The following is a 12,476-nucleotide window of genomic DNA, read 5'->3' on the forward strand; positions in this document are numbered from 1 at the left end:
GTAAATAAAAAAGCGCCTAAGGGCGCTTTTTTGTTAGCTATAGTTTTGTAAACCGATAGCGATTTAAGGTTGATAATTACAATTTAAAAGTGCCGACCATATCATCTAAACGCTGTGACAGTTGGCGTAATGATTGGCTTGAATCTGCCAATTGTGCTGCTGTTTCTGCGGTTAATTGGGTGGTTTCATTGATCTCTTCAATGTTGCAATTAATGTCGCGCACCACAATTGATTGCTCTTCAGTTGCCGTTGCCACTTGGGTATTCATATCAGCAATTAAGCCGATACGATCTGCAATTGAAACTAAGGCTGTTGAGGCTTGATCTGATGCTGATACACCATTGTCTGATAGCTGACGGCTTTGCTCTATTGCGCTAACAGCATTTGATGCTTCTTGCTGTAAGCGGTTAATCATTGCTTGAATTTCATCAGTAGACGTTGCGGTTCGACTCGCAAGGTTTCTAACTTCATCAGCAACCACGGCAAATCCGCGTCCTTGTTCGCCTGCTCGTGCCGCTTCAATCGCGGCATTTAAGGCGAGTAAGTTTGTTTGTTCTGAAATCCCTCGAATCACATCTAAAATACTACCAATAGATTGAGTATTATTGGCTAATGAATCAATGACATTACTGACTTGACCAATATCTGATGACAGTTGATTGATGGTATTTCGCGCTTCACTAACGACCTGCTGACCATCATGGGTTTGTTGTTCTGCTTGCTGAGTTGATTCTGCCGCTAAAGCAGCATTACTGGCAATTTCATTTACCGTTGCCCCCATTTCATTAATTGCCGTCACTACCAATAAGGTTCTATCACGTTGGCTATGGCTATTATCAAGTGTTAGTTGAGCTTGAGAAGCAACGGATTCAGCGGCTTGGCGTAAGGAATTTCCGGTTTCTGCAACGTCAGTTATTGAGTGGTGGATCTTACTGATAAAACCATTAAACCCTGATGATAATTGTGCGATTTCATCATTACCTTCAACGGTTAAACGGTGGCGCAAATCGCCATCACCTTCACCGAGATTCTTAAACATTAATGCGAGATTTTTTATTGGACGAGTAATACTGCTAGCGAGAAAAATAGCGATAACAATAAAGATGGCAGCAATAATAGCCGTAAATAAAATAACTTGATTACGAACAGTAGTAAGGGCAGCAAAGGCTTCTTTTTTGGGAAGTTCGCCAATTACATACCAATCCATGGCGGGAATATAGCTCGCAGCTAAGAAGACATCTTCGTTGTTATTGTTGGTTTCTATTACACTAAAACTTTGTTTGTTTAATAAGGTGCTGGCAACGGTTGAATTAAATAAGGTCGAAATTGAATTGTGACCGAGCATTTTATTATTATCACGATGGATTTTAATCGTTCCTTTACTATCAACTAAATAGACAAATCCTGTTTTTTCTATTTTAAATTGGCTAATAAAATTTGCCATATCATCAAGGGATTTAGATAACCCAGCTAAGGTATTACCCTGTGGCTGCTGATAGTTAACAAACAGTTTTACTTCACCCGTTTTTTCTCGAAAAATACTGAGACTACGAGTTTGGTTAGTTTTAATCGCATCAAAAAACCATTGATCTTGTTGGGGGGTTAACTGGCGCAGAAAACCATTTTGATTCCAGTAATCACCATTATTACGGTTAGCAATAGAGACATCTAATAATTGATATTGCTGTTGGATATTACGCAGTTCTTGGACTAAACGCGTTTTTTCTTGGGGCGTTTTGGTGTCTAGCACACTATCGATAACATAACTATTATTTGCCAGTTGTTCTGCGGCGGATTGTAATTGAGTGACTTCTTTTTCGACGTTGTTACGAATTTGCAGCAAGATAGCCGGTAATTCTAAGTTTAAAATTCGAGCTGTAATGGCTGCGCGAACTTGGCTTTGGCTGAGTACACTGACTAATGTTGTTGAAGCAAGGACTGCTATAGTGATTGCGATGATCAATTTTGATTTGATACTTAAATGTTTGTAATTCATAAAACGGCTTATATTTATGAGCAAATGAACAGACCATGCGCTGTTACGTAATGATGGTCAGTGAAATGAAAATACATCTTTATATATCGGCTTATTTATAAAAAAACTTTAGTGATTTATGGTGCTCAATATCGTTTATTAGTCATCTTTATGAAGAATAGCGATATTCATCACATAATATTGAGCTTGTTGGTTATCAATATTTAGCCGTGTTTTTTTGGGGGGGAATTAGGCCGTCTTTATGTGAAATTTGAATGTTGTAAAACATCGATTTATTTTAATTTTAGGTTAAAAATGCTATGGTATTTAACAGTTTTGATCTCTAATTAACCGTTAAGATGTCAGGTCTAGATTAAATTGCAATGACTGATCAGTGAGAGATCATTTCACTTCCAAGGATGTTCGACGTTATCGTCGAGCCAATATAAGAGGAATATGTCGTGCTTGAAGCCTACCGTAAACACGTCGAAGAACGTGCGGCTGAAGGGGTTATTGCCCAGCCGTTAAATGCAGAACAAGTTGCCGCTCTGATTGAATTATTAAAAACACCACCACAAGGTGAGGAAGCGGTATTACTGGATTTATTTGAAAATCGTATTCCACCAGGTGTGGATGAAGCCGCTTATGTCAAAGCGGGTTTTTTAGCCGCTATCACGACTGGCGAAGCACAATCACCATTAGTCACTAAAGCTAAAGCGGCACAGTTATTGGGTACTATGCAAGGTGGCTATAATATTGAGCCTCTGGTGACATTATTAGATGATGTCGAGCTTGCCCCAATTGCTGTTACTGCGCTTTCACATACTTTACTGATGTTTGACTCATTTTATGATGTTGAGCAAAAAGCCAAAGCGGGCAACGTCTTTGCTAAGCAAGTGATGCAATCATGGGCTGATGCTGAATGGTTTCTATCTAAGCCCGCTCTTGCCGAAAAAATTACTCTTACCGTATTTAAAGTCAGTGGTGAAACCAATACTGATGACTTATCGCCCGCGCCTGATGCGTGGTCACGACCTGATATTCCACTGCATGCGCTGGCAATGTTAAAAATTGAGCGTGAAGGGATCACCCCCGATCAAGCAGGAGTGATTGGTCCGATTACGCAAATTGAAGCGCTTAAACAACAAGGTCATCAATTAGTGTATGTTGGTGATGTGGTCGGTACTGGTTCTTCGCGTAAATCAGCAACTAACTCGGTACTGTGGTTTATGGGGGATGACATTCCTTATGTACCGAATAAGCGTGCGGGCGGTTATGTACTGGGGGGCAAGATCGCGCCGATCTTCTTTAATACCATGGAAGATGCAGGTGCGCTGCCAATTGAAGTTGATGTTTCCAAGTTAGCAATGGGCGATGTGATTGACGTTTATCCGTTTAAAGGTGAAGTACGTCGTCATGATAGTGATGAATTAGTTGCAACTTTTAAATTAAAAACCGATGTATTAATTGATGAAGTCCGTGCGGGTGGGCGTATTCCATTGATCATTGGTCGCGGCTTAACGGATCGTGCTCGTCAAGCGTTGGGATTACCTGCCTCTGATGTGTTCCGTCGTCCTGTTGCAGTGGAAGATAGCGGCAAAGGTTATACTCTAGCGCAGAAAATGGTTGGTAAAGCATGTGGTGTTGAAGGGATTCGTCCTGGCACTTATTGTGAGCCTAAAATGACGACTGTTGGTTCGCAAGATACCACTGGTCCTATGACCCGTGATGAGCTGAAAGACTTAGCGTGTTTAGGTTTTTCAGCCGACTTAACCATGCAATCGTTCTGTCATACTTCAGCTTATCCAAAACCGATTGATGTTAATACGCACCATACTCTGCCTGATTTTATTATGAATCGTGGTGGGGTGGCGTTACGTCCAAAAGATGGTGTTATTCACTCATGGCTTAATCGCATGTTATTGCCAGATACGGTCGGTACGGGTGGCGATTCACATACCCGTTTCCCATTAGGTATTTCATTTCCAGCAGGCTCTGGTTTAGTGGCATTTGCTGCGGCAACAGGTGTGATGCCGCTTGATATGCCGGAATCTATTTTGGTGCGTTTTAAAGGTGAGATGCAAGCGGGGATCACGTTACGTGATTTGGTTCATTCCATTCCTTATTATGCAATTCAGCAAGGGTTACTAACAGTTGAAAAATCGGGCAAGATCAATGAATTCTCTGGGCGTGTACTTGAGATTGAAGGGGTTGAGCATTTATCAGTAGAACAAGCGTTTGAACTTTCAGATGCTTCGGCTGAGCGTAGTGCTGCAGGTTGTACTGTCAAACTGTCGCCAGAGTCGATCACCGAATATTTAAACTCAAATATCGTGATGCTGAAATGGATGATCGCTGAAGGCTATGGTGATCGCCGTACCATTGAACGACGTATTACAGCCATGCAGGAGTGGTTAGCCAATCCTGAATTAATGACCGCTGATAAAGATGCAGAATATGCGCATGTGATCGAAATCGATCTGGCGGATATTAACCAGCCAATTCTATGTGCACCAAATGATCCTGATGATGCACGTTTATTGTCTGAGGTGGCGGGTACTGCAATTGATGAAGTGTTTATCGGCTCATGTATGACTAACATTGGTCACTTCCGCGCCGCAGGTAAATTACTGGAAAAATTTGGGGGTCAATTAGATACTCGTCTATGGGTGGCACCGCCAACGAAGATGGATAAAGATCAACTTACTGAAGAAGGCTATTACGGTATCTTTGGTCGTGCTGGCGTGCGTATCGAAACGCCAGGATGCTCATTATGTATGGGTAACCAAGCGCGAGTGAAAGATAACTCAACGGTGATGTCGACCTCAACCCGTAATTTCCCTAACCGTTTAGGTAATGGCGCTAATGTGTATTTATCATCAGCGGAGTTAGCGGCGGTAGGCGCAATTTTAGGGCGTATTCCAACCATGGATGAATACCTAACTTATGCCCAACAAATCGATGCAACGGCCGCTGATACTTACCGTTATCTCAATTTTGATCGTATGGCAGATTACACCAATAAAGCCGATGAAGTGATCATTCAGCAGCCCGCTTAATCTGCGTTGTTGATGATGTAACGGTTATTGAATAAAAATAAAGAGAGAAAAACGCCGCGAATAATCGCGGCGTTTTTATTGGGGGAACTTAAGTATCAGTGAGTGTATTTGTTAGCGACCTAAGCAATACATTGCCGCTATATTACGCGCGGTTAATTCAACATTGACTGCGGCATTACTAAAAGCCTGTTCAAGGCTCATCGCTGCAGGAACGACACTAAATACGGCATCAATACCGTGATCATAAACCACCCCACAATCTTGGCTTAAACAGCCTGCAATACCAATCACTGGCTTATGGTATTTCTTGGCAGTACGTGCGACTCCAATGGGTGTTTTACCATGAATGGTTTGGCTATCAATGCGTCCTTCGCCTGTGATCACCAGATCAGCATCTTTAACAATGTCACCTAAGTTTACTGCATCTATTACAATCTCGATCCCTGAGCGTAATTGAGCATTAAATAAGCCTAATAATGCCGCTCCCATACCGCCAGCAGCACCGGCTCCCGCTGTGTTTTTAATATCTGTTCCTAAGTCACGTTTAATGATCGCAGCATAGTGAGCGAGGTATTGATCAAGCTCGGCAACCATTGTTGGTGTGGCTCCCTTTTGGGGTCCAAATACATGTGATGCGCCTTTTTCACCACAAAGGGGATTATCAACATCACAGGCGACTTCTAGTTTGATAGTAGCAAGACGCGGATCAATGTGGCTGATATCAATGGTTGCTAGTTGTGCCAGTGCTTGACCACCAAATCCTAAAGGTTGACCATTGTTGTCTAGCAGTTGTACGCCAAGTGCTTGCGCCATACCAATACCGCCGTCGTTGGTTGCACTACCACCGATTCCAACAATAATATGTTCAACGCCTTGATCAAGTGCGGCTAGAATCAATTCGCCAGTACCATAGCTGGTTGTTAATAGTGGATTGCGTAGCTCTGGGCTAACAAGGTGTAAGCCAGATGCTGCCGCCATTTCAATCACCGCTGTTTTTCCATCGCCCATAATGCCAAAAAAAGCGTTAACTTGGGTTGCTAAAGGACCGGTCACTGAGTGTTCTATAATGGTGCCGTTACTCGCATCAACCAGTGATTGCACTGTACCTTCACCGCCATCAGCCATTGGTAATTTAATGTATTCAGCATTTGGCATCACTTGGCGAAAGCCGCTTTCAATTGCAGTTGCCACTTCCATTGCGGTCAGGCTTTCTTTGTATGAGTCAGGAGCAATAATAATTTTCATAATCAATCAGCCTTGTTAAATAGTGAAGCCAAATACACCAAAGATAAGAGTTGAAACCGTCGCTATCATTAAGCCAACAGCAGTTTCATAAGGGATTAGTTTTAAACGTTCATGCATATCCATATGAACCGAGCCACCTGTCGCATGGAAGAAACTACCGTGAGGCATATGGTCAAATACCGTTGCGCCAGCGTGAATCATTGCCGCACCAGCAATAGCAGGCACACCTAACTCTAAAATAGTATGGCTAAATACACTTGATGCTACCGCTGTACCTGCGGTGGTTGACGCTGTAGCTAATGACATCATTGCGCCAGAGATCGGTGCAAGTAAGTAAGACGGTAAGCCTGAGGCTGTCAGTACATCAATCAAGCCACTCTTTAAGCCTGAGTTTGCAATAATACCTGCGAGGGTACCGGTTCCAAGCAACATCACTGCAACTGGTGCCATACGGTTTAATCCCGATACTGCAAAATGGTTAGTATCACGGAAACGCTTCATTGCAATTGCGCCCATTAGACCACCCAATGGAAGGGCGATAAGTGGATCGACATTGATACCAGCAATAGGACGTAGGGCTAATAATGCAATGGCAACCAGTGGAGCAACAATGGCGGTAGCAAAAGAGGGTAAACGGCTAAAATCAACATCAATAACTTCGTGGGCTTGTACTTTACTGCCTTTGTTGACTAATTTTTTAGCGATGAAGTAAGCAAATAACATTCCGCATAGTCCCGGAATAACACCAGCCGCCATCACAGATGTCAGAGGCACATTAAACGCGTCTGCCGCTGCAATAGAGTTGGGGTTTGGCGACATCACGTTACCTGCTTTACCGCCACCGACCATTGCTAATAAGATCGCCATTTTGGAAAGATCAGCACGACGAGCAATAGCTAATGCAATTGGAGCAACAGTAATAACTGCAACGTCAACAAAGACACCAACCGCGGTGAGGATCATGGTCGCCATCGCAAGAGCTAATAAGGCGCGTGTTTCACCGACTTTTTTGACAATTGTTTCTGCAATAGACGTTGCCGCACCTGATTCAATCAATACACCAGCCAACACACCTGCGGCAAGAATACGTAATACAGCAGTGACAATACCTTGTGCACCACCAATCATCATCGTGACGGTATCGGTTAAAGATATGCCACCGACAATACCACCGACCAAAGCGCCAATGATCATGCCATAAGCAGGGGGTACGCGTTTTAAGATCAGTCCGATAGCGACGATCAGTGCTGCGAGAGCACCAAGGGTGGATACTTCAACCATGTTCCATTCCAGTGAAAAGTTAAGATGGCAGCACTGTAGTGAATTTTGGTATGAGAAGCTTTAGGCAAACTAACAAATAACGCTGTATTAGCTTGCTAATAAATTGTGCATTTGCACTATCTGCATAAATAACCGCTAACAGATAACAGCCAAATACAAACGAGTAATATCACTTATCTTATTGATTTGTAAGTTGGTATTTTGCTCTATTTTATCAAGTCGATAACGAAGTGTATTACGGTGAATATGTAGCACTTGGCAAGTTTGAGCTAAATCACAATTTTGATCAAAAAATGCCGTCAAAGTTTTGATTAAGATGCCTCGAGGATCATGTTGCTTAAGTTTATCCAGTGGAGCTTGCAGTTGTTGATAGCGCCATGGTTCCGTTTTTATTTTATTGAGTAATACTGGCAGAATGTGATCTTGATAAAAAAATACCTGTTGTTGTGCTTGTTGATGATGATTAAGTGCAGCTTCCATGGTTGCTGTGGCGGTTAAATATGATTGTGCCAGTCCCTGTATTGTTGGGAAATAATCACCTAGCGCAATTTTAATGGTGTAGCTTGCTTCTTTATTAATACGTTTTAGTAGCTTATAAACCCGTTTTTGTTCAAGATCCCGCGACCAGCCATTGTTATTGATAACGATAGGCTTTAGTACCACCACTTCATTGCGAGAAACGGAACTAATTGCCACTAAATTATCACGCTCAGGATATTCAAGTAGATGAACTAAATGCTGTAAGTTTTCTAAAGAGAAAGCTTCACCGTCGTGAGGAAACACTTTTATTATGGTTGCAATACGTGGTTGTTCGAGCTTGATTTCTAACCGTTCAGCAATCGTATTTAGTTGGCTATCATTAAGGTTATCGTTATTGATGAGCTGCATTACTAGCTCTTCACGGTGACGTTTATGCCATTCCACTTGGGTCATTAAAGCCGCTTGCTCAACAATAAGCTCTGCAGTCATTTTGACTAATTCACCATAATTACGTACGTCATCAGGATCCCCTGAAATCCCCACGACTCCGATAGCGTGTTGTTTAAACATAATCGGTAGATTGATTCCCGGCTTTACCCCTTGCAGTTGTTGAGACGTCACTTGGTCTATCTCTATAATATGATGATTATTCAGTGCCAAAATAGCACCGTCATGTTGTTGGTTAAGACGTTGTGGATCGCCAGATCCAATAATTCGACCATGGCAATCCATGACATTGACCGAATGCTTAATGATTTTCATGGTGCGGGCAACGATTTGTCGCGCAATAGTGGTATTGAGTTGCATTTTAGTGGGAGATCCTGACAATGGGCGCTAAGCGCATTCTGCTGCAGTGTAGCAGTTAACAACTAAGATGATCAGAGATGGGGTACTTAAGGTATGGATTACGAATTTAAAAAAAATACCTTGGACGGTAGTTATCATGCCATTTTTTCAATGGGTCATGAAGTATTAGGCCATTGGATCATTGACGAGCTTGGCAAGGATGTCGATAAAATAGATATGGTAATCGCTCAACTTAGTGCATTGAAAAATAGCACCAAAGAATGGCGATTAACGGGTGAAGAGCTAACGTTATGCTTGCAAGATAATGAAGCTTTAGTTCAAGCTAATTGTCTGTTTTCAGAAGAAGATGAAGATTTTGATGAAGATCTGCATTTTTATGATGAAGAAAGCATGTCAGTATGTGGTTTTGAAGATTTAGCCCAAGCATTAGCGGCTTGGCGAGCGTTTGTTATTCGCTTTTAATTGATTATTTATTCGACATCATTAAATGCTACATTACAGTGAAAAGGCTGCACCATCTAGGTGCAGCCTTTTTTCGTTTAAGGCAGGTTTGTTTTTAATTTCTTTATTAAACAGTATCTTAAATAGTTGGCATGATGATTGTTTGTTGTTTAACCATAATAGGAAAGTAGATTAAGGTTAAGGAACTAATCATGAAAATAATTAATGCGATTATTAAACCATTTAAATTAGATGATGTTCGCGAAGCATTAGCCAATGTTGGTGTTGAGGGAATGACAATATCAGAAGTGAAAGGGTTTGGGCGTCAAAAAGGCCATACCGAATTGTATCGTGGCGCGGAATATCAGGTGGATTTTCTGCCAAAAGTAAAATTAGAAATCGCAACTCAAGCCGAAAATTTGGATGATATTATCGATGCTATCAGTAAGGCTGCTCAAACAGGAAAAATCGGTGATGGCAAAATATTTGTCTATGATCTTGAACATGCAGTACGTATTCGAACAGGAGAGCTAGACAGAGAGGCGCTTTAGTTACAGCATGAAAATAGGATCATAACAATTAGGTATAAGGGAAAATAACCATGGAATTATCAACGACAGTCATTGAATTACGTTATGCGCTCGATACATTTTTCTTTTTGATTTCCGGTGCATTAGTTATGTGGATGGCGGCAGGTTTTGCGATGTTAGAAGCAGGCCTTGTACGTTCAAAGAATACTACTGAAATATTAACTAAGAATTTTTGTTTATACGCCATTGCATGTACCACCTTTTTATTAGTCGGCTATAACATTATGTATGTCGATAATAGTGCTGGTGGCTGGTTACCGTCATTTGGGTCGCTGATTGGTACTCAAGCTGAAGATGCCGATCACTCTTTAGAATCCGATTTCTTTTTTCAGGTTGTCTTCGTTGCTACTGCAATGTCAGTGGTATCAGGTGCGGTTGCTGAGCGAATGAAATTATGGTCATTTTTATTATTTTCAGTGGTATTAACAGGGCTAATTTATCCCATTGAAGGTTACTGGACATGGGGCGGTGGTTTTCTTGCTGAAGCCGGTTTTAGTGACTTTGCAGGTTCTGGTATTGTGCATATGGCTGGTGCTGCTGCGGCATTAGCGGGAGTGTTATTACTTGGCGCTCGAAAAGGTAAATACGGTAAAAATGGTGAAGTACATCCGATTCCAGGGTCAAATATGCCATTAGCGACGGTGGGTACGTTTATTTTATGGTTTGGCTGGTTTGGGTTTAACGGTGGCTCACAGTTAATGTTATCTGATTTTGAGAATGCGACAGCTGTAGGTCAAATATTCTTAAATACAAATGCTGCAGCCGCTGCGGGAGCAATTATTGCACTTGCCGTATGTAAAATGATGTGGGGTAAGGCAGATTTAACCATGATTCTTAATGGTGCACTAGCGGGATTGGTTGCAATCACTGCTGATCCATTATCACCATCACCGTTAGCTGCAGTTGCTATTGGTAGTATTGCTGGAGCATTGGTGGTGTTTAGTATTATTGGTTTCGATAAAGTTAAGATTGATGATCCTGTTGGTGCGATTTCAGTTCACGGAGTGTGTGGTTTATTTGGCTTAATGATGGTGCCGTTAACGAATCCTGACGCATTATTTATCACTCAGTTATTTGGTGCTGCTGTTATCTTTGGATGGGTATTTGGTGCAAGTTTAGTGGTATGGACTATTTTAAAATTCACGATTGGTATTCGTGTTAGTGAAGATGAAGAGTTAGAAGGGATGGACTCTCATGATTGTGGTGTTGATGCCTATCCTGAATTTGTTAGTGTGAAATAGTAAATTTAAGATTATTTTATTGCTATTAAAGTATTAAAAAACGCCATCGTTAACGATGGCGTTTTTTTGTAATGAAATGTTGCAGCTAGATTGTGTTCGAAACCGAAAAACGTATAATCTGCATTAATCTAATTGAGAAACGTTATCATTACATTTTGCATTAAGGGATTTAGCAATGAAGAAACTTTTAGCTACAGCAGTTCTATTTGGTTTAGCTGCGCCTCAAGTCGCTACTGCTGCTGAAGAAGTCAATGTCTACTCGTACCGTCAGCCTTTCCTTGTTGAACCAATGTTTAATGAGTTCACTAAAGAAACGGGAATTAAAGTTAACGTTAAGTTTGCTAAAGCGGGTATTGCTGAAAAATTACAGCAAGAAGGTGAATACAGCCCAGCTGACGTGGTATTAACGACAGATATTAGTCGTCTCGTTGAATTGTCTGATAAGAAGCTAGTTCAGCCAGTAGATAGCAAAATCATTGATGCTAACATTCCGGCACAATTTCGTGATAATGAAGACGAGTGGTTTGCACTAACATTGCGTTCTCGTAATGTATATTCATCAAAAGATCGCGTCGGTAAATTACCTACTTCTTTTGATTACAGTGATTTAGCAAAACCTGAGTGGAAAGGTAAACTTTGTACTCGCTCTGGTAAGCACCCATACAATGTTTCATTAGTATCAGCAATGATTGCCCATAACGGTGAAGCTGAAACAAAAACATGGCTAGAAGGCGTAAAAGCCAACTTAGCGCGTAAGCCGCAAGGTAATGATCGCGGTCAAGTACAAGCGGTAAAAGAAGGCTTATGTGATATTGCGATCGGCAATAGTTACTACCTTGGCAAAATGGTGAATGATCCAAACCAAAAAGCATGGGCTGAAGCAGTTGAAATTAATTTCCCAGGTCAACAAGGTAATGGTACTCACGTTAATGTCAGCGGTATGGCAATGGCGAAGTACGCCCCTAACAAAGATAACGCACTTAAGTTAATGGAATTCTTAACGGCAACGACGGCACAGCAAATGTATGCCGAAGTGAACTATGAATACCCTGTTAAAGTTGGCGTTAAACGTTCAGAGTTGGTGGCATCATGGGGTGAATTTAAAGCCGATGATGTATCACTTGATCAAGTGGCACAATATCATCAAGCAGCAATCAAACTATTAGATGAAGTGAAGTTTGATCTGTAATTAGTTACAAAATAAATGGGGTATAAAGCCCCATTTTTCAGTTTAGCTTAGTCTCTTTTGCAATAAGTTGTGGTAGTTTCTCATGCTTGCTTACAGTGATGTATTTACTGACAAAGTGGCCTGATGTTGCAGGCTTAAATATATTGAAAAAACGTACTAAGTAGTAGT

At 41.4% G+C, this 12,476-nt stretch carries 9 protein-coding genes; 5 read left to right on the top strand and 4 right to left on the bottom strand.

What is annotated here, in order from left to right:
- Nucleotides 1–76: 76 nt before the first annotated feature.
- Nucleotides 77–1,996: a methyl-accepting chemotaxis protein gene (locus tag OC457_RS01945; RefSeq protein ID WP_080174508.1), complete on the bottom strand. Its 1,920-nt coding sequence runs from the start codon at nt 1,994–1,996 to the stop codon at nt 77–79.
- 440 nt (nt 1,997–2,436) lie between these two features.
- Between OC457_RS01945 and acnB the strand changes: the two genes are divergently transcribed.
- Nucleotides 2,437–5,034: a bifunctional aconitate hydratase 2/2-methylisocitrate dehydratase gene (acnB, locus tag OC457_RS01950; RefSeq protein ID WP_080174509.1), complete on the top strand. Its 2,598-nt coding sequence runs from the start codon at nt 2,437–2,439 to the stop codon at nt 5,032–5,034.
- 111 nt (nt 5,035–5,145) lie between these two features.
- Here acnB and OC457_RS01955 read toward each other — a convergent pair whose 3' ends face one another.
- The 3 genes from OC457_RS01955 to OC457_RS01965 all read right to left on the bottom strand — a co-directional run bounded on the left by OC457_RS01955 (nt 5,146) and on the right by OC457_RS01965 (nt 8,847).
- Nucleotides 5,146–6,279 carry a glycerate kinase gene (locus tag OC457_RS01955; RefSeq protein WP_080174510.1) on the bottom strand — a complete coding sequence of 378 codons (1,134 nt, stop codon included), beginning with the start codon at nt 6,277–6,279 and terminating at the stop codon, nt 5,146–5,148.
- 15 nt (nt 6,280–6,294) lie between these two features.
- Nucleotides 6,295–7,560, bottom strand: coding sequence for a GntP family permease (locus OC457_RS01960; protein WP_080174511.1), 1,266 nt, complete (start codon nt 7,558–7,560; stop codon nt 6,295–6,297).
- A 135-nt stretch (nt 7,561–7,695) separates the two neighbouring features.
- Complete coding sequence (locus OC457_RS01965; protein WP_080174512.1) at nt 7,696–8,847, bottom strand: sugar diacid recognition domain-containing protein; 1,152 nt, start codon at nt 8,845–8,847, stop codon at nt 7,696–7,698.
- A gap of 93 nt (nt 8,848–8,940) precedes the next feature.
- Here OC457_RS01965 and OC457_RS01970 point away from each other — a divergent pair, with 93 nt between their 5' ends.
- The 4 genes from OC457_RS01970 (at nt 8,941) to OC457_RS01985 (ending at nt 12,308) form a co-directional block, all read left to right on the top strand.
- A complete protein-coding gene (locus OC457_RS01970) occupies nt 8,941–9,309 on the top strand; it encodes a YacL family protein (RefSeq protein WP_080174513.1) in 369 nt (122 codons plus the stop codon).
- Nucleotides 9,310–9,500: 191 nt separating this feature from the next.
- Nucleotides 9,501–9,839 (top strand): P-II family nitrogen regulator, encoded by a 339-nt coding sequence (locus tag OC457_RS01975; protein ID WP_080174514.1) that lies wholly within the window; start codon nt 9,501–9,503, stop codon nt 9,837–9,839.
- A 50-nt stretch (nt 9,840–9,889) separates the two neighbouring features.
- On the top strand, nt 9,890–11,119 hold the full coding sequence (locus tag OC457_RS01980; RefSeq protein ID WP_080174515.1) for an ammonium transporter: 1,230 nt from the start codon (nt 9,890–9,892) through the stop codon (nt 11,117–11,119).
- 175 nt (nt 11,120–11,294) lie between these two features.
- Entirely contained in the window at nt 11,295–12,308 is a 1,014-nt protein-coding gene (locus OC457_RS01985) for a Fe(3+) ABC transporter substrate-binding protein (RefSeq protein WP_080174516.1), read from the top strand.
- The last annotated feature ends 168 nt before the right edge of the window (nt 12,309–12,476 follow it).

Source organism: Photobacterium toruni (assembly GCF_024529955.1).
Taxonomy (GTDB): Bacteria; Pseudomonadota; Gammaproteobacteria; order Enterobacterales; family Vibrionaceae; genus Photobacterium; species Photobacterium toruni.